The sequence below is a fragment of the Neoroseomonas eburnea genome, assembly GCF_018129005.1.
In the GTDB taxonomy this organism is placed as follows: Bacteria; Pseudomonadota; Alphaproteobacteria; order Acetobacterales; family Acetobacteraceae; genus Neoroseomonas; species Neoroseomonas eburnea.
This window is the reverse complement of sequence record NZ_JAAEDL010000013.1, coordinates 35551-51917: the sequence shown is the minus strand read 5'-3', so window position 1 is coordinate 51917 and position 16367 is coordinate 35551. Positions and strand designations below refer to the sequence as shown.

At 71.9% G+C, this 16367-nt stretch carries 16 protein-coding genes and 2 tRNA genes; 11 read left to right on the top strand and 7 right to left on the bottom strand.

The genetic code is table 11. From position 1 onward, the window contains the following. Positions 1 to 231: 231 nt before the first annotated feature. Positions 232 to 2931, bottom strand: coding sequence for a valine--tRNA ligase (locus GXW74_RS14265; protein ID WP_211847187.1), 2700 nt, complete (start codon positions 2929 to 2931; stop codon positions 232 to 234). 106 nt (positions 2932 to 3037) lie between these two features. Here GXW74_RS14265 and GXW74_RS14260 point away from each other — a divergent pair, with 106 nt between their 5' ends. Next, positions 3038 to 4006: a tripartite tricarboxylate transporter substrate binding protein gene (locus GXW74_RS14260; protein ID WP_211847186.1), complete on the top strand. Its 969-nt coding sequence runs from the start codon at positions 3038 to 3040 to the stop codon at positions 4004 to 4006. Positions 4007 to 4023: 17 nt separating this feature from the next. Here GXW74_RS14260 and GXW74_RS14255 read toward each other — a convergent pair whose 3' ends face one another. The 3 genes from GXW74_RS14255 to GXW74_RS14245 all read right to left on the bottom strand — a co-directional run bounded on the left by GXW74_RS14255 (position 4024) and on the right by GXW74_RS14245 (position 6918). Continuing rightward, the gene (locus GXW74_RS14255) at positions 4024 to 4512 is read right to left on the bottom strand and encodes a DUF2497 domain-containing protein (protein ID WP_211847185.1); all 489 of its coding nucleotides are present in this window, start codon (positions 4510 to 4512) and stop codon (positions 4024 to 4026) included. A 56-nt stretch (positions 4513 to 4568) separates the two neighbouring features. Continuing rightward, positions 4569 to 6083, bottom strand: a complete 1515-nt coding sequence (locus GXW74_RS14250; RefSeq protein ID WP_211847184.1) for a TolC family outer membrane protein — start codon at positions 6081 to 6083, stop codon at positions 4569 to 4571. 178 nt (positions 6084 to 6261) lie between these two features. Further along, the gene (locus tag GXW74_RS14245) at positions 6262 to 6918 is read right to left on the bottom strand and encodes a protein-L-isoaspartate O-methyltransferase family protein (RefSeq protein ID WP_211847183.1); all 657 of its coding nucleotides are present in this window, start codon (positions 6916 to 6918) and stop codon (positions 6262 to 6264) included. A 112-nt stretch (positions 6919 to 7030) separates the two neighbouring features. Here GXW74_RS14245 and GXW74_RS14240 point away from each other — a divergent pair. After that, positions 7031 to 7104, top strand: a tRNA-Cys gene (locus GXW74_RS14240). A gap of 59 nt (positions 7105 to 7163) precedes the next feature. Then, positions 7164 to 7239 (top strand) — tRNA-Asn (locus GXW74_RS14235). A gap of 300 nt (positions 7240 to 7539) precedes the next feature. Here the strand turns inward: GXW74_RS14235 and GXW74_RS14230 are convergent. Together GXW74_RS14230 and phnF are read right to left on the bottom strand one after the other, a co-directional pair. Beyond that, positions 7540 to 8682 (bottom strand): alpha-D-ribose 1-methylphosphonate 5-triphosphate diphosphatase, encoded by a 1143-nt coding sequence (locus GXW74_RS14230; protein ID WP_211847182.1) that lies wholly within the window; start codon positions 8680 to 8682, stop codon positions 7540 to 7542. A 4-nt stretch (positions 8683 to 8686) separates the two neighbouring features. Beyond that, a complete protein-coding gene (gene phnF / locus GXW74_RS14225; RefSeq protein WP_246523349.1) occupies positions 8687 to 9418 on the bottom strand; it encodes a phosphonate metabolism transcriptional regulator PhnF in 732 nt (243 codons plus the stop codon). Between the two features lie 96 nt (positions 9419 to 9514). Between phnF and phnG the strand changes: the two genes are divergently transcribed. From phnG to GXW74_RS14185, 8 genes are all read left to right on the top strand, one after another. Then, positions 9515 to 9961: a phosphonate C-P lyase system protein PhnG gene (gene phnG, locus GXW74_RS14220; protein WP_211847180.1), complete on the top strand. Its 447-nt coding sequence runs from the start codon at positions 9515 to 9517 to the stop codon at positions 9959 to 9961. Then, complete coding sequence (gene phnH, locus GXW74_RS14215) at positions 9958 to 10533, top strand: phosphonate C-P lyase system protein PhnH (RefSeq protein WP_211847179.1); 576 nt, start codon at positions 9958 to 9960, stop codon at positions 10531 to 10533. The genes phnG and phnH overlap by 4 nt, the downstream gene beginning before the upstream one ends. 3 nt (positions 10534 to 10536) lie before the next feature. Beyond that, positions 10537 to 11622, top strand: a complete 1086-nt coding sequence (locus tag GXW74_RS14210; protein ID WP_211847178.1) for a carbon-phosphorus lyase complex subunit PhnI — start codon at positions 10537 to 10539, stop codon at positions 11620 to 11622. A 71-nt stretch (positions 11623 to 11693) separates the two neighbouring features. After that, positions 11694 to 12545, top strand: a complete 852-nt coding sequence (locus tag GXW74_RS14205; RefSeq protein WP_211847275.1) for an alpha-D-ribose 1-methylphosphonate 5-phosphate C-P-lyase PhnJ — start codon at positions 11694 to 11696, stop codon at positions 12543 to 12545. Further along, on the top strand, positions 12542 to 13300 hold the full coding sequence (gene phnK, locus GXW74_RS14200; protein WP_211847177.1) for a phosphonate C-P lyase system protein PhnK: 759 nt from the start codon (positions 12542 to 12544) through the stop codon (positions 13298 to 13300). The genes GXW74_RS14205 and phnK overlap by 4 nt, the downstream gene beginning before the upstream one ends. Further along, on the top strand, positions 13297 to 13995 hold the full coding sequence (phnL, locus tag GXW74_RS14195; protein ID WP_211847176.1) for a phosphonate C-P lyase system protein PhnL: 699 nt from the start codon (positions 13297 to 13299) through the stop codon (positions 13993 to 13995). Before phnK ends, phnL begins: the two co-directional genes overlap by 4 nt. Next, on the top strand, positions 13992 to 15134 hold the full coding sequence (locus tag GXW74_RS14190) for an alpha-D-ribose 1-methylphosphonate 5-triphosphate diphosphatase (RefSeq protein WP_211847175.1): 1143 nt from the start codon (positions 13992 to 13994) through the stop codon (positions 15132 to 15134). Before phnL ends, GXW74_RS14190 begins: the two co-directional genes overlap by 4 nt. Then, on the top strand, positions 15131 to 15811 hold the full coding sequence (locus tag GXW74_RS14185) for a DUF1045 domain-containing protein (RefSeq protein WP_211847174.1): 681 nt from the start codon (positions 15131 to 15133) through the stop codon (positions 15809 to 15811). The genes GXW74_RS14190 and GXW74_RS14185 overlap by 4 nt, the downstream gene beginning before the upstream one ends. Here the strand turns inward: GXW74_RS14185 and phnN are convergent. After that, positions 15777 to 16343, bottom strand: coding sequence for a phosphonate metabolism protein/1,5-bisphosphokinase (PRPP-forming) PhnN (gene phnN / locus GXW74_RS14180; RefSeq protein WP_338148236.1), 567 nt, complete (start codon positions 16341 to 16343; stop codon positions 15777 to 15779). The genes GXW74_RS14185 and phnN overlap by 35 nt on opposite strands. Between the last annotated feature and the right edge of the window lie 24 nt (positions 16344 to 16367).

Sequence of the window (16367 nt, the reverse complement as noted above, 5' to 3'; positions counted from 1 at the left end):
AAGGGCACTGCCCTTTGGCGGGGTGGTCTGGAGGGACGGCGCCCCTCCGACAGCCTCCCCCCCACATGCAACAGAAGCACGACCCCGACATCGATGGCGACCGGGCCGGCAATCCCCTGCCCCACCGCCCCGGCCAGTCCGAAGCGCCCCGGCAGGTCCCTGCCCGCCACCGTCGCGACGGCAATGGTCGCGACGGCGACGAACCGGTTCAGCCTACCGCTGCCGAAGATATCACCCGGCGATGCGCGCCATGGCGGCGTCGAGCCGCGCCATCTCCACCTGCGCGGCGGCCAGGCGTTCGCGGTTCTCCTCCACCACCTCCTCGGGCGCGCGGGAGACGAAGGTCTCGTTGCCGAGCTTGGCCTCGATCTTCTGCGCTTCGCCGGCGATGCGGGCGCGCTCCTTGGCGAGGCGCGCCCGCTCGGCGCCAAGGTCGATCACATCCGCCAGCGGCAGCATGATCGTCGCCTCCCCCACCACGGCCTGCACGGCGCCCCTGGGCGCCTCGCCGGCCAGTTCGCGGATCTCGGTGGCGCGGCCCAGGCGCCTGATGGCGTCCGACCAGCGCGCCGCGCGATCCAGGCTTTCGCCGGATGCCCCGGACAGCAGCAGCGGCACGGTGATGGACGGCGCGACGTTCATCTCCGACCGCACCGTGCGGATCTCGGAGATCAACCGCACCACCCAATCGAGTTCCGCGCGCGCCTCGGCGGCGCCATCCACCGCCACGGGCTCCGGCCAGACGGTGCGGATCAGCGAACCTTCCGGCCCATAGCCCATGCGGAACCAGAGTTCCTCCGTCAGGAACGGCATCACCGGATGCAACAGCTTCAGGATGGTGCCGAGCACATGCTGCGCGGCGCCCTTCACTTCCTCCTTCTCCGCGCCATCCGGCCCGTTCAGCACGGGCTTGGCGAATTCCAGGAACCAATCGCAGAAGGTGTTCCAGGTGAAGCGGTAGCAGGCGCCGGCGTAGTCGTCGAAGCGGAAGGCCTCCAGCGCGGCATCGGCTTCCGCGACGGCGCCGTTCGCAGCATCGAGAATCCAGCGCGACAGCGGCAGCCTCGCGGAGGACGGATCGAAGTCCTTGCGCGGCCCGATGCCGTTCATCTCGCAGAAGCGCGACGCGTTCCAGATCTTCGTCGCGAAGGCGCGGTAGCCCTCGATGCGCTGCTTCGCGAGCTTGATGTCACGCCCGGGGCCCGCCAGCGCGCAGAGCGTGAAGCGCACCGCATCGGCGCCATGCGCGTCGATCAGCTCCAGCGGATCCATGACGTTGCCGCGCGACTTGGACATCTTCTGTCCCTTCTCGTCGCGCACCAGGCCGTGGATGCACACCGTCTTGAACGGCGTCTCACCCATGAAGTGGATACCCATCATCATCATCCGGGCGACCCAGAAGAAGATGATGTCGAAGCCCGTCACCAGGACGTCGCCGGGGTAGTATTTCGCGAGTTCCGGCGTCTTCTGCGGCCAGCCGATCGTGCTGAACGGCCACAGCGCGCTGCTGAACCAGGTGTCCAGCACGTCCTCGTCGCGCGTGAGATCCACGTCGCGGCCGAACTTCCCGCGCGCGAGGGCGCGCGCCTCGTCCTCGCTGTGCGCGACGAAGACCTCGCCGTCCGGTGCGTACCAGGCCGGGATCTGATGCCCCCACCAGAGCTGGCGCGAGACGCACCAGGGCTGGATGTCGCGCATCCAGGCGAAGAAGGTGTTCTCCCACTGCTTGGGCGTGAACACGGTCTGCCCCGTCTCGACCGCGCGGATCGCCGGCTGCGCCAGCGTCTTCGCATCGACATACCACTGCATGGTCAGCCGCGGCTCGATCGGCACGCCGGAGCGGTCGCCATGCGGCACGGCGTGGGTGTGCGGCTCGATCTTCTCGACGAGGTCCATCTCCTCGAGCCGCGCGACGATCGCCTTGCGCGCCGCGAAGCGGTCCCGGCCGGCAAGGCCGCGCACGAAGCCGGGATCCGACACGCCCTCGATCGCCGCCATGGAGGCCGCGATCTCGTCCAGCATCACCCGCCCTTCGGCATCCAGCACGGAGGGCATCGGCAGCGCATGCCGCTTGCCGAGCTCGAAATCGTTGAAGTCGTGCGCCGGCGTGATCTTCACCGCTCCCGAGCCCTTCTCCGGGTCGGAATACTCATCCGCCACCACCGGGATGGAGCGCCCCACCAGCGGCAGGATCACGCGCTTGCCGACCAGGTCGCGGAAGCGGTCGTCATCGGGGTGCACGGCGACGGCCGTGTCGCCCAGCATGGTCTCGGGGCGCGTTGTCGCGACCACCAGGAAGCGGCCCGGCTCGCCCTGCACGGGATAGCGCAGGTGCCACAGGTGGCCCTTCACCTCCTTGCTCTCGACTTCCAGGTCGGAAATCGCGGTCAGGAACTTCGGGTCCCAGTTCACCAGACGCTTGTCGCGATAGAGCAGGCCCTCGCGATACAGCCGCACGAAGACTTCGCGCACCGCCTCGGACAGGCCCGCATCCATGGTGAAGCGCTCGCGCGGCCAGTCCAGCGAGGCGCCGAGGCGCCGCAACTGCCGCGTGATGGTGCCGCCGGATTCCGCCTTCCACTGCCAGACGCGCTCGACGAAGGCCTCCCGCCCCATGGCGCGGCGATCGGCATTGCCCTGCTGCGCCAGAAGCCTTTCGACCACCATCTGGGTGGCGATGCCGGCATGGTCGGTGCCGGGCTGCCACAGCGCATCGCGCCCCTGCATCCGGCGCCAGCGGATCAGCACGTCCTGCAGCGTGTTGTCGAGCGCGTGCCCGATATGCAGGCTGCCCGTGACGTTGGGCGGCGGGATCATGATGGTGAAGGGCCTGGCGGGCGAAGCGGGGTCGGCCGAGAAGGCGCCCGACTTCTCCCAGACCTCATAGAGGCGCTGCTCGATCGCGGCGGGGTCGAAGGACTTGTCCAGCATGGGGCGCATCCCTTCCCCGCCCGCCGCCCCGCGTCAAGGGCGCTGCGCGCCGGTTGGACGCGCGCCGGGTGCCGGGCTATGGCGGCGGCAGCAGGAGGAACCGTCCATGACCCTTTTCCGCCGCCCGCTCCTGGCCCTGCCCGCGGCCGCCCTGGCCCGCCCTGCGCTTGCCCAGGCGCCCTGGCCGAACGGGCCGATCCGCATCATCGCCCCCTTCCCGCCCGGCGGGTCGGTGGACACCATCTGTCGCCTGCTGCAGCCCCATCTCGCGGCGGATCTCGGCGTTCCGGTGGTGATCGAGAACCGCCCCGGCGCCTCCGGCGCCATCGGCACCGCCGTCCTGGCGCGCAGCCAGGCCGACGGTAACAGCTGGGCCATGGTGTTCGACACCCATGCGGTGAACCCCGCGCTGATCAGCAACCCCGGCTTCGACACCAGGCGGGACCTGGTCCCGGTGATGCTGGTCGGGACCTCTCCCATGCTCATCACCACCCACAATTCCCGCCCCTGGAGGAACCTGCAGGACGTGATCGCGGCGGCGAAGGCACGGCCGGACACCCTGACCTACGGCTCCATCGGCAATGGCAGCCTGGCGCACCTGACCATGTCGCTGATGCAGCAGCAGGGCGATTTCCGCGTGGTCCACGTGCCCTATCGCGGCGGCGGGCCGATGAGCGCGGCCGCCGCCGCCGGGGAGCTGGACATGCCGATGGCGACCAATGCCGGCCTCGGCGGCCAGGTCGGCCAGACGCTGCGGCCGCTGGCGCAGACCGGCGGGCGCCGCTCGCCGTTGTTTCCGGATCTGCCGACGGTGGCCGAATCCGGCATACCGGGGATCGATTCCCTCGCCTGGTGGGCGGCGATCGGCCGCGCCGGCACGCCGGCGCCGATCCTGGCGCGCTTCCATGCCGCGCTCGCCAAGGCGCTGGCCGTGCCGGAGGTGCGCGCGCGGCTGTCGGGCCCGCTCGGCATCGACATCGTCGGCTCGACGCCCGAGGCCTTCGGCGCATTCCTCGACACCCAGATGGACATCTGGGGCCGGGTGGTCCGCGACAACAACATCCGCCCGGACTGACCCGGGCGGCGGGCGCGTCAGGACAGGGCGCGTCCGGCCACCCGCTCGATCTCGGCGCGGACCAGCCGCTCGACGATGCCGGGGAGGTGCTGGTCCAGCCAGTCCTTCAGCAGGGGGCGGAGTTCCTCCCGCACGACATCCTCGATGGAGGGACCGCCGCGGGTGACGGCAGCGCCGCGCTCGCTGCTGACCGCGCGCAGCAACTGCCCGACCGCCGCCGTCGCGGCCGCTGCTGCGGCAGGCGCGAGGAGGGCGTCGGCCGCTGGCGACTCGGCCAGGACGGGCGTCGGTTCGGAGACCGGCACCTCATCGGGGAGGGGCGGCTGGCCTGCCGCCGGAGCGGCCGCCGGAGGCTCCGGTTCGTCGGGGGCGGCGACCATCATCTCCTCCGTCAGGACCAGAGGTTCATCCCCCACCGGGGCCGCATCCGGTCCACCCGGCGTCGGGGCCGACGTGACCTCGTCCTCGTTCAGGATACGCCGGATGGAGGCAAGGATGTCCTCCATCGACTGATCGTTGGCCAATCCTGGGGAAGGGCTGGCCGGAGGTTGCGGGGTACCGCTCACGGGCCGCGCCGTGCCGGTGCCGGCGCGGCGGGAGGCAGCGTCTGGACCACCACCGAGCCCTGCGGCTGCTGCGCAGCGGCCTCGGAGTAGTCACCCGTGCCCACCCAGCGGTCGCGGACCGCATTGTAGTAGGCCTGCGGGTCGTAGAGTTGCACCTGCAGGCCGAGGTCGCGCGCCGTCAGCCGCCCGATCGAGGCGGTGAGCTGGTAGGAGGCGTTGATCAGCGTCGCCAGGGCCTGCACCAGGTTGACGCGGGCATTCAGCAGTTCCTGTTCGGCGTTCAGTACGTCGAGCGTGGTGCGGCTGCCGACGATCGCCTCTCGCTGCACGCCGTCGAGCGCGATTTCCTGTGCGCGGATCTGCGCGCGGACGCTTTCCACCTGGGCGCGGGCCGTGCGCAACGATTCCCAGGTCTGGGTCGCCTGCTGGGCGGCGAGGCGCCGCGCATCGGCCACCGCCTGGCGCGCCTGCTGCGCCTGCTGGCGCGCCTGGCGCACGGCCGCATGCTCCGCGCCACCCTGGTAGAGCGGCACGTTGAGGTTCGCGGTCACCTGCGCGCCGGTCTGCCGTGCCCCGCGCGCGTTCTGGTTGTCGAGCCGGAAGGCGGAGGCGTTCACCGACACTTGCGGCAGCAGAGTGGAAAACTGCACGTCGATGAAATCGCGCGCTGCGGCTTCCTCGAACATGGCGGCGACGACGGTGGGATTGTTGTCGGAAGCGATCCGCACCGCATCCTGCTGGGAACGCACCGGCGGCACCAGAGGCGGCGGCGCCTGCACGCGCGTGGGTTCGATGCCGATCAGCCGGACGAAGATGGCGCGGGAGGACTGCAGATTGCCTTCCGCCTGCTGCAGCGAGGCGCGCGCGCCGGCCAGGCGCGATTCCGCCTGCGCGACGTCGGTGCGGGTGATCTCGCCGACTCGGAAGCGCTCGTTGGTCGCCTGCAACTGGCGGTTCAGCACCTCGACGTTGTTGGCGTTGAGCCGCACCACCTCGGTGTCGCGGATCACGCCGACATAGGCCGAGACGGAATCGAGCAGCACCTGCTGTTCGGTGGCGAGCAGCCGTGCGCGCTGGCCATAGACCTGGTTCTCGGCGCGCCGGGTTGAGGCCGTGGTGCGGCCGCCGCGGTAGACCGGCTGGCTCACCGTCGCCTGGAGGGTCGCGGTGTCGCGCGGGGAATCCGTGTAGAGCGAAAAGGGCTGGCCCGCGGTGCTCGGGTTGAGCAGGTTGCCGAACTGGTCGCGCTGGGCCGTCACGGTCTGCTGGCTGCGCAGGCTCGTATCCGAATACCCTGCCGAGCCGGCGATCACCACGGTCGGCCGCCAGCCGGCCAGCGCCTGGGGCACGTTCTCGTCCACCGCGCGCAGCTGGGCGCGCGCGGCGAGCAGGGTCGGGTTGTTCGAATAGGCTGCGGCCAGCGCCTCCTGCAGCGTCTGCGACCAGCCTTCGGTGGCGGGCAACAGGGCCAGGGCGGCGGTCAGCAGCAAGGTCTTGCGCAGGCTCGTCATCACGTCTGCCGTTCCCCAGTTTGGCCGGTCGGCCGCACCGGCCGGGCCAGTGCCCGGGGCGCGCCGCGAGTGTCGGGCAAAAGTCTTAACGCACCGCAACAGCCGCACGCCAGCCCGACCCGGAAAAGAAGTGTGACCGCAGCATCACGGTGGCGGCAGGCCGCCACCGCATGCGTGGCTAGAAGGCGAAGGTGGGCGTTGCTGCGAAGGCCGCCAGCATCGGCGCGTGCGCATCGAATTCCTGCGTGGCGGAGAAGGCCCCGCCCGCGCGTCGCACCAGCACGGCGCGCCCGGGCGGCCCGCCGGCCAGGCGGATGGCGACGAGACGCCCGCCCTCGGCAAGCTGCTCCTCGATCGCGCGCGGCACTTCGGCCACACCACCCTCGATCATGATGACGTCGTAGGGCGCGCCGGCGGCGTGGCCGCGCGCCGGGTCGGCCTCGACCAGCGTGACGCTGCCCGCGGGCACCGCCGCCGGCAGGGCGGCGCGGGCGATCCCGAGCAGCGCCGCGTCGTCCTCGACCGCCGTCACGATTCCGCCCATCGCCGCCATCAGCGCCGCGCCGAAGCCCGTGCCGGAGCACAGCACCAGGGCGCGCTCCCCGCGCTTGAGGGCAGCGAGCTGCACCAGCCAGGCAATCACCAGAGGCTTCAGCATGGCCCGCCCGCCGGGCAGCGGCAGGTCGGCATCGGCATAGGCGCGGGCGGCAAGCGCGGCAGGCGCGAAGCGTTCCCGCGGCAATTCGCGCAGGGCGGCGACGATGCGCGGGTCGTCGACCCGGTTCGGCCGCAACTGCCCGTCCACCATGTGCCGGCGCGCTTCCGCGAAATCCATCTCTGTCGGCCTCGTGCAGGATCCTCGCGGCCTTATAGGTCCGCCGGCGCGCGGGCGCCAAGCGGGCGCTTGACCCGGGACGGCGCGCAGACGATATGGGGCGCCCGCGCAGGGTCCGGTGGCCGAGTGGTCAGGCACAGGTCTGCAAAACCTGCTACGGCGGTTCAATTCCGCCCCGGACCTCCACTGCGCGGGATGGGTTTACACAGGCGCCGCCCGGCACTATACGCGGCGCCCGGCTCCGTTCCCCGATAGCTCAGTTGGTAGAGCGCGGGACTGTTAATCCCTAGGTCGTAGGTTCGAGTCCTACTCGGGGAGCCAAGCCCTTCTCCGCCACAGTCCGGGATCGCCCCGGAGGCCGCATCGAAGCGGCCTTGGGCAGCGTTCGTGCTTTCCTGGCGGTTACGGACACTTCCGCATCATCCTGAAGCAGTGGTGGGTATCCGGCGGGCATCGGTCCCGGGCGATGCCCGCCGGAGGGCTGATACCGGCCAGCCTTACGGCTGACCCGGCATCAGCGTCCTGGTTTCGCGCGCGGCCGCCCCGCCAGCCCCACGCACCGTACCGCTGAACCTCTCCGATGAGGTCATCGGCAAGGCTCGGCGGTATGTTGCCGCCGCCTCAGCGCCGCAGCCGCAGCACCGCCCCCGGCGCGAGCCAGGCGAGCCCTCCGGCGGCGAAGACCGCGACCGGCGCCTGTGTCGCCGGGTCCACCAGCACCACGTCGCCGCGCAGCCCGGGCGCGAGCCTCCCCCGATCGGCCAACCCGCAGGCCTCGGCCGGATTCGCCGAAACCAGCGCCCAGGCGCGCGGCAGGTCCATCACGCCGCGCCGGACCATGGCGAAGGCCGCCTCCAGCATCGCCGGCCAGACATAGTCGGAGGCCAGCACGGTCACGAGCCCGCGCTCGGCGAGCGGCGCCGCGCTGGCCCAGCCCAGATGGCTGCCCCCGCGCACCACGTTGGGCGCCCCCATCACCACATGCTCCCCCGCGGCGCGGGCATCGGCCGCGACCTCCTCGGCCATCGGGAATTCGCAGATGGTGGCGCCGTAGGCGCGGTAATGCGCGCGGTCGTCGAGCGTCGCGTCGTCATGGCTCAGCAGCGGAATGCCGGCAGCGCGCGCGGCGGCGGCGAGGCGTTCGCGCGCGGCCGGGATCTCCTCGCGCCGCGCCATCACCGATTCGGCGAGGCCGCGGAAATCCCCCGCCTTCATCCCCGCGCGGCCGGCGTATTTCGCCACCTGCACCGGATCGTGCAGCTTCTTCACGATCGCCGGCGTGTGGTCGTTGAAGCCGAGCAGATGCACGCTGCCATCGGCGATGCCGTCCAGCGCATCCTCCAGCGCGTCGAGATTGTCCGCCTCGAATCGCAGATGCACGCGCAGATCGGTGGCGGAACGCGCGCGCGCCTCGGGCAGCGCCGCCTTCAGCGCGCGCCAAGCGGCGCGCGAGCGCAGCCCCGGCTCCCAGGACAGCGTCACGCCGAGATAGGCCGTGGTGATGCCGCAGGCGAGGAGCTGCGCCGCCGAATCGCGCAGCGCCAAGCCCGCTGGCAGGTCGACGCCCGGGCGCGGCTGGAGCTGCCGCTCATGCGCGTCGCCATGGATGTCCACCAGCCCCGGCAGCACCAGCAGGCCGGAGGCGTCGAAGCGCATCGCACGCGCGTCGGGCGCCTCCGCCACGCGGCCGTCGGTCAGGGCCAGCGCATCCTCCACCATGGCGCCGTCCCTGAGGACAGTGCCGCCGGTCAGTAGCCAATCCATGCGATCAGGGCTCCACCACGAGTTGCACGCGACCCGCGGCGTAGATCGCCTGGGTCCAGTCGACCGGCTCCCCCGCCGGGTCGACGTTCAGCGATTCCGCGACGAGCACCGGGCGCGAGCGCGACTGCTGCAACAGGTCGGCCTCCTCCGGCGTCGGCAGGCGGGCGGTGATGCGGGAGGCACGGCGACGGTAGTCGGGAATGCCGCAGGCCTCGAGCGCGGCGGTGATGGAGGCGTTGGTCTCCAGCGCCTCCGCCGCCTTCGTGCAACGCGGCAGCGGCAGGTGATGCGCGCCGAGCACCACCGGCCTTCCATCCGCCAGGCCCAGCCGGTCGATGCGCAGCACCGGCCGGCCGCGGCGGATGCCGAGCGCCTCGGCAAGCTGCGTCTCGGCCTGGATCTCGGAGATGCGCAGGATGCGGCCCGCGGGCTCCCGGTTCTGCCCGCGCACCAGTTCCGAGAAGCGCGTGCGGGGCCCGAGGCGGTAGTCGACCACGTCCTCGGCGACGAAGGCGCCGCGGCCCTGCTCGACGCGGATCAGCCCGCGCGCCTCCAGATCCTCGAGCGCACGGCGCACGGTGTGGCGGTTGACCCCGAAGCGGCTGGTCAGCACCGCCTCGGTCGGCAGGCGTTCGCCGGCCGATTTGGCGCCGCGGGCGATCTCGCCCTCGATCATGGCCGCGATCTGGCGCCACAGCGCCACACCCTGCCCGCGCGCCAGCGGCGCGCCTGTCATCGAAACTTCAACCATGCCTGCGCAAGTCCGTGGGATATCCGCATGGACTTTGTGGCGGGCGGATGTCTAACTGTCTAGACAAATTCGATGAGCCCGATGACACCCGCCGACACCGAGGAGCGCCGCCACTGGATGGCCGTGCTCGCCCGCGCTTCCGCCGACGAGATCGCCGGCCTGCTCGCCAGCCTGCCCTCGCTTCCCGCTCCCGAGCGCCTGCGTGCGCCGGAAACCGGCCTTGTCATGGTGCGCGGCCGCGCCGGCGGCGATGGCGGCCCCTTCAACCTCGGCGAGATGACCGTGACGCGCTGCTCCGTGCGGCTCGGCGAGGCGGTGGGCCACGCCTATGTTGCGGGACGGGACAAGCGGCAGGCGGAACTCGCCGCGCTGCTCGACGCCGCCTTGCAGGACCCCGCGCGCCGCGCTGCGCTGATGGAGGGCGTGATCGCGCCGCTGGCCGCCGGCCAGCAGGCGGCGCGCGACGCCGAGGCGCGCAAGGCCGCCGCGACCCGGGTGGATTTCTTCGCCATGCAGACGACGCGATGACCATGCTGACCGCCGGCTTCGCCGACCCCGTCCTCGACGCCCAGGCCTGCTTCCGAGCCGTGCTGGAGGCGATGAGCCGCCCCGGCCGCATCCAGCGCGCGGGCAGCGCCCTGACCCCGCCTGCACCGCTGAACCAGGCCGCCGCGGCGGTGCTGCTGGCGCTCGCCGATGCCGACACGCCGCTTTGGCTCGATGCCGGGGCGGAGGCGGAGGCGTGGTTGCGCTTCCATTGCGGCGCCCCGGTCGCCGCCGCTGCCGGCGCGGCCGCCTTCGCGCTCGCCACGGCAGCGCCGCCGGCGCTGGCGGCGCTGGACCAGGGCACGGAGGAGGAACCGCAGCGCGGCGCCACCCTGGTCCTGCAGGTGGAAGCGCTGGAGGAAGGCGAGGGCTGGCACCTCACCGGCCCCGGCATCGAGCGCGAGCACCGGCTGCGCGTGACCGGTGCACCCGCGGGCTTCGTCGCGGCATGGGCCGCCAATCGCGCGGGCCTCCCCTGCGGCGTCGATGTCATCCTCTGTGCGGGGGATCGGCTCGCCGCCCTACCGCGCAGCGTCATGATCGCGGAGGGCTGAAGCATGTATGTCGCGGTCAAGGGCGGGGAACGCGCGATCAGCGCCGCCCATGCCTGGCTGGAGGAGACGCGGCGCGGCGACCCCGCCGTGCCCGAACTGACGATCGCGCAGATCGAGCAGCAGATGCCGCTCGCGGTTGACCGGGTGATGGCGGAGGGGTCCTGCCATGACCGCTTCCTCGCCGCGCTGGCGATCAAGCAGGCCAAGGGCGACCTGATCGAGGCCGCCTTCCTGCTGCGCGCCTACCGCACCACCCTGCCGCGCTTCGGCGCGAGCGAGCCGCTCGACACCACGCGCATGCGCCTGCGCCGGCGCATCAGCGCGACCTACAAGGATCTGCCCGGCGGGCAGGTGCTGGGGCCGACCTTCGACTACACGCACCGGCTGCTGGATTTCGCGCTGGCGGCGGAAGGCGAGGATCGCGCCGTCGCGCCGGAGATGCCCGCGCCGGCCGCCGAGGTGCCGCGCGTGACGGAGCTGCTGGCGCGCGAGGGGTTGATGCAGCGCGAGGCGTTGGCCGAGGAGGAGCCCGGCGACCTGACGCGCCAGCCCCTCGCCTTCCCCGCCGAGCGGCCGGTGCGGCTGCAGAACCTGGCGCGCGGGGATGAGGGCTTCCTGCTCGCCCTCGGCTATTCCACGCAGCGCGGCTACGGCAATGCGCACCCCTTCGTCGGCGAGATCCGCGTCGGGCATGTGACGGTGGAATTCACCCCGCCGGAACTCGGCTTCCCCATCGAGTTGGGCGAGATCGGCATCACCGAATGCCAGATGGTCAACCAGTTCAAGGGCAGCCGCACCGAGCCGGCGCAGTTCACCCGCGGCTACGGCCTGGTCTTCGGCCACGGGGAACGCCGCGCCATGGCGATGTCCCTGGTCGATCGCGGCCTGCGCGCGCGGGAGCTCGGGGAGGACATCACCGCCCCGGCGCAGGACGAGGAATTCGTGCTGTATCACTCCGACAACATCGAGGCGACCGGCTTCGTCGAGCACCTGAAGCTGCCGCACTACGTCGACTTCCAATCGGAGCTGGAGAACCTGCGCAGCATCCGCCGCACGGCGGAAGCGGCGCTGCCGGAGGCCGCGGAATGAGCACGCCCGATGACCGGAGCGCCGAGGGACGCGGACACCTGAACCGGTCGCGCCCGAACGAAGGCACGATGATGGAAGGCTACAACTTCGCCTACCTGGACGAGGCGACGAAGCGGATGATCCGCCGCGCCATCCTCAAGGCGGTCGCCATCCCCGGCCACCAGATCCCCTTCGGTGCGCGCGAGATGCCGCTGCCCTATGGCTGGGGCACCGGCGGCATCCAGGTGACGGCCTCGATCCTCGGGCCGGCCGACACGCTGAAGGTGATCGACCAGGGATCGGACGACACCACCAACGCCATCTCGATCCGCCGCTTCTTCCGCCGCGTCGCCGGCGTGGCGACGACCGAGCGCACGGCCGAGGCCAGCGTCATCCAGACGCGCCACCGCATCCCGGAACGGACGCTGCGGGAGGACCAGATCATGGTCTACCAGGTCCCCCAGCCGGAGCCGCTGTTCAAGCTGGAGCCCCGCCGCGCCGAGACGAAGCGGCTGCATGCGCTGGCCGACTACGGGCTGATGCATGTGCGGCTCTATGAGGACATCGCGCGGCTCGGCCACATCGCCAAGGCCTACGACTATCCGGTGATGGTGAACGGGCGCTACCTGATGTCGCCCTCCCCCATCCCGGCCTTCGACAATCCGAAGATGCACCGCATGGCGGCGCTGCAATTGTTCGGCGCGGGCCGGGAGAAGCGCATCTACGCCATCCCGCCCTATACCGAAGTCCGCAGCCTGGATTTCGAGGACCATCCCTTCCGCCCGATCCGCGCGCCGCATGCCTGCGCCTTCTGCGGCAGCACGGACACCTATCTGGACGAGGTGATCACCGACGACGCCGGCGGGCGGATGTTCGTCTGCTCCGACACCGATTTCTGCACCGAGCGCCAGGATGCCGCGGCGTCGAGGGAGGCCGCCGAATGACCACCCCCCTGCTCACCGCCGAGGGGCTGACGCTCCGCTTCGGGGCCATCCCCGCGCTGCTCGACGTCGCGATCGACGTCGCCGAGGGCGAGGTCGTCGCCATCGTCGGCGAGTCCGGCTCCGGCAAGACCACGCTGCTGCGCGTGCTGTCCGGCCTGATGTCGCCGGATGCCGGCACGGTGCGCTGGCTCGGCCAGGACGTGCACGCGATGGGCGAGGCGGCGCGCCGCCGCCTGATGCGCACCGAATGGGGCTTCGTGCACCAGAACCCGCGTGACGGGCTGCGGCTGAACGTCTCCGCCGGCGGCAATGTCGGAGAACGCCTGATGGCCGTCGGCGCCCGCCACTACGGGAACATCCGCACGGAGGCGCTGTCCTGGCTCGCCCGCGTCGAGGTGGATGCGGCGCGGATCGACGACCTGCCGCGCACCTTCTCGGGCGGCATGCAGCAGCGGCTGCAGATCGCCCGCACGCTGGTCACGCGCCCGCGCCTGGTATTCATGGACGAGCCGACCGGCGGGCTCGACGTCTCGGTGCAGGCGCGGCTGCTCGACCTGATCCGTTCCCTGTCGCGGGAACTCGGGCTGTCGGTGCTGATCGTGACGCATGACATCGCCGCCGCACGGCTGCTCGCCGACCGCATCCTGGTCATGCGGCGCGGGCGCGTGGTGGAACAGGGGCTGACCGACCGCGTGCTCGACGACCCGCAGCATCCCTATACGCAACTCCTCGTCTCCTCGGTGCTCGCCGCATGATCCCCGCGCTTCGGACCGAGGGCCTCGCCAAGGCCTTCACGCTGCACCTGCAGGGCGGCACGCGCATCCCGGTGCTCGGCGGCGTCGATCTCGCCGTGCAACGGGGCGAATGCGTGGCGCTCTGGGGCCCCTCGGGCGCCGGCAAGTCCACGCTGATGCGCTGCCTCTACGGCAACTACGGCGCGGGCACGGGCCGCATCCTCCTGCGCCATCGCGGGGAGGAGCTCGACCTCGCCACCGCCGATCCGCGCGCGGTGATCGAGGCGCGGCGGGAGACGCTCGGCTATGTCTCGCAGTTCCTGCGCGTCATTCCCCGCGTCGCCACGCGCGACATCGTCGCCGAGCCGATGATCGCCCGCGGCGTGCCGCGCGAGGAGGCGCTGGCGCGCGCCACCGCCCTGCTGCGCCGGCTGAACCTGCCCGACCGGCTGCACGGCCTGCCGCCCGCCACCTTCTCGGGCGGCGAGCAGCAGCGGGTGAACCTCGCCCGCGGCTTCGCCCCCGGCTACCCCGTGCTGCTGCTGGACGAACCCACTGCCAGCCTCGACGCCGCCAACCGCGCCATCGTGGTTGCCCTGATCAACGAAGCCAAGGCACAAGGCACCGCCATCGTCGGCATCTTCCACGATGCCGAGGTGCGCGAGGCGGTGGCCGACCGCCTTTTCGACGTGCTCCCCCAGCAGGACGCCGCATGACCGCCGAGACCATCCTGACCAATGCCCTCCTCGTCCTGCCTCAGGAGACGATCCACGGCACGCTGGTGATCCGCGACGGCCGCATCGCGGATGTGCAGACGGGCCGCAGCCATGTCGCCGCCGCTCGCGACCTGGACGGCGACCATCTGATCCCGGGTGTCGTGGACGTGCACACCGACAACCTCGAACGCCAGGTGCAGCCGCGGCAGAATGCGCGCTGGCCGTCGCGCTCGGCGATGATCGCGCATGATGCGCAATGCGCCGCCGCCGGCGTGACCACGGTGTTCGACGCGCTCTGCCTCGGCGACCTCGGCTTCGACCAGGGGCGCGGGCAGACCTTCCTCGACGGTGTCGCCGACCTCGATGCGCTCGCCGACACCGGCGTGCTGCGCTCCGAGCACTTCCTGCATCTGCGCTGCGAATTGCCGGCGCCCGACATGAAGCCGGCGATGGACCCGGTCGCCGATCATCCGCGCGTGCGCATGGTCAGCCTGATGGACCACTCCCCGGGCGTCGGCCAGTACCGCGACATCCCGCGCTACGTCGCCATGCGCCGCAAGCAGACGCAGATGACGGTGGAGCAGGTGGAGGACCGCATCGCCTTCCTGCTCGACCAGCGGGAACGCCTGCGTGAACCTCAGCGCGCCTGGCTGATGGATCGTATCCGCCATCGCGATCTGCCGCTCGCCTCCCATGACGACGAGACCGCGGAGGAGGTGCGGCGCAACCTGGCTGACGGCATCACCATCAGCGAGTTCCCGGTGACGATGGCGGCCGCCGAGGCGGCGCGCGACGCGAAGGTGGAGGTGATCGCCGGCGCGCCGAACATCGTCCGCGGCGGCAGCCATTCCGGCAATGTCTCGGCCGCCGAACTCGTGCGCGCCGGCGCGGCGGATGCCTTCGCCTCCGACTACGTGCCGGCCTCGATGATCGAGGCCGCCTGGCGCACGGTGGAGGAGACCGGCATCTCTCTGCCCGCCGCCGTCGCCATGATCACCGACCGCCCCGCCCGCATGGCGCGGATCGCCGATCGCGGGCGGCTGGCGCCCGGGCTGCGCGCGGACCTCGTGCAGGTGCGCCCGGTGCAGGGCATTCCGGTGGTGCGCCGGGTGTGGCGCGAGGGCAGCCGCGTCGCATGACGCCGCATCGCCTGGCCCTCTACTGGGCACCCGAGGAGGATGACCCGCTGCATGCGCGCGGCAGCGCCTGGCTCGGCCGCGATGCCGCGACCGGGCAGGCGCTGCCGCAGCCGCCGCTGCCGGGGATCGACATCGCCGAGGCGACCGCCGACCCGCGCGGCTACGGGCTGCACGCGACGCTGAAGCCGCCCTTCCGGCTGGCCAATGGCTACGGCGCGGCGCGCGGCGCCGTGGCGGCGCTGGCCGCGCGCCTCGCGCCCTTCGACATGCCGCCGCTCGCCGTGCATGACCTCGACGGCTTCCTGGCGCTGCGGGAGACGGAGCCCTGCCCGCCCCTCCATGCCCTCGCCGATGCCTGTGTCGAGGCGATCGATGCCCACCGCGCGCCGCCGTCGGAGGATGAGATCGCCCGACGCCGCCCCGAGCGCCTGAGCGAGGCGCAGCGGGACCACCTGATGCGCTGGGGCTACCCCTACGTCTTCGGGGAATGGCGCTTCCACGTCACGCTGACACGCCGGCTGAAGCCGGAGGAGAAGGCGGCAATCCTCCCCGCGGTCACCGCGCATCTCGGCGAGACACCGGGCGTGCCACGGCGCGTCGCGGCCATCTCGATCTTCGTGCAGCCGGAGCCCGGCGCGCCCTTCACGATCGCCGAGCGTCTTCCGCTGCGCGGCTGAGCGTCTCGACGACGCGCGCCGCACCTTCCTCGGGCGTCGCGTCGTTCATCACCGTCGCGATGTCGAGGCCCGCGGGCAGCGCGGCTTCGCGTCGCAGCCTCGCGGCGATGTCGGCCGCGCTTTCCCGGCCACGCGCTGCCAGCCGCGCAGCCAACGCGCGGGCCGGCGCCGTTACCTGCAGCACGCGCAGCCGATAGCGCATCGCGGCCTCCGCCAGCACGCCGCGCGAGAGGTTCGCCACCACCACGCGCCGCTCCGCGAGGTCGTGCTCGATGTCGCGCGGAATGCCGTAGAGCAGCCCATGCGCGCGCCACCACAGGGCGAAGGCGCCGGCATCGCGCTCCGCCTCGAAGGCCGGGACGTCGAGCGCGCGATGCACCTCTCCGCCCGCTTCCGCCGGGCGCGTGATCGCGCGCGTGACGAAGCGGAAGCGCGGATCATCCGCGAGCCGCGCCCGCGCCAGCCCCATCAGCGTGTCCTTGCCCGCGCCCGAGGGCCCCACCACCGCCACCAGCATCCACCATCCCCGCACGCAGGATTGACGCGCTTCCTCTGC

Excerpts from the sequence above, each read along its gene's own strand:
- phnH (WP_211847179.1), top strand. The coding sequence starts at position 9,958 with ATGACCATGCTGACCGCCGGCTTCGCCGACCCCGTCCTCGACGCCCAG.
- GXW74_RS14230 (WP_211847182.1), bottom strand. The coding sequence starts at position 8,682 with ATGGATTGGCTACTGACCGGCGGCACTGTCCTCAGGGACGGCGCCATG.
- phnK (WP_211847177.1), top strand. The coding sequence starts at position 12,542 with ATGACCACCCCCCTGCTCACCGCCGAGGGGCTGACGCTCCGCTTCGGG.
- GXW74_RS14255 (WP_211847185.1), bottom strand. The coding sequence starts at position 4,512 with ATGGAGGACATCCTTGCCTCCATCCGGCGTATCCTGAACGAGGACGAG.
- GXW74_RS14250 (WP_211847184.1), bottom strand. The coding sequence starts at position 6,083 with ATGACGAGCCTGCGCAAGACCTTGCTGCTGACCGCCGCCCTGGCCCTG.
- GXW74_RS14210 (WP_211847178.1), top strand. The coding sequence starts at position 10,537 with ATGTATGTCGCGGTCAAGGGCGGGGAACGCGCGATCAGCGCCGCCCAT.
- GXW74_RS14245 (WP_211847183.1), bottom strand. The coding sequence starts at position 6,918 with ATGGATTTCGCGGAAGCGCGCCGGCACATGGTGGACGGGCAGTTGCGG.
- GXW74_RS14265 (WP_211847187.1), bottom strand. The coding sequence starts at position 2,931 with ATGCTGGACAAGTCCTTCGACCCCGCCGCGATCGAGCAGCGCCTCTAT.
- phnL (WP_211847176.1), top strand. The coding sequence starts at position 13,297 with ATGATCCCCGCGCTTCGGACCGAGGGCCTCGCCAAGGCCTTCACGCTG.
- phnG (WP_211847180.1), top strand. The coding sequence starts at position 9,515 with ATGACACCCGCCGACACCGAGGAGCGCCGCCACTGGATGGCCGTGCTC.
- phnF (WP_246523349.1), bottom strand. The coding sequence starts at position 9,418 with ATGACAGGCGCGCCGCTGGCGCGCGGGCAGGGTGTGGCGCTGTGGCGC.
- GXW74_RS14260 (WP_211847186.1), top strand. The coding sequence starts at position 3,038 with ATGACCCTTTTCCGCCGCCCGCTCCTGGCCCTGCCCGCGGCCGCCCTG.
- GXW74_RS14190 (WP_211847175.1), top strand. The coding sequence starts at position 13,992 with ATGACCGCCGAGACCATCCTGACCAATGCCCTCCTCGTCCTGCCTCAG.
- GXW74_RS14205 (WP_211847275.1), top strand. The coding sequence starts at position 11,694 with ATGGAAGGCTACAACTTCGCCTACCTGGACGAGGCGACGAAGCGGATG.
- GXW74_RS14185 (WP_211847174.1), top strand. The coding sequence starts at position 15,131 with ATGACGCCGCATCGCCTGGCCCTCTACTGGGCACCCGAGGAGGATGAC.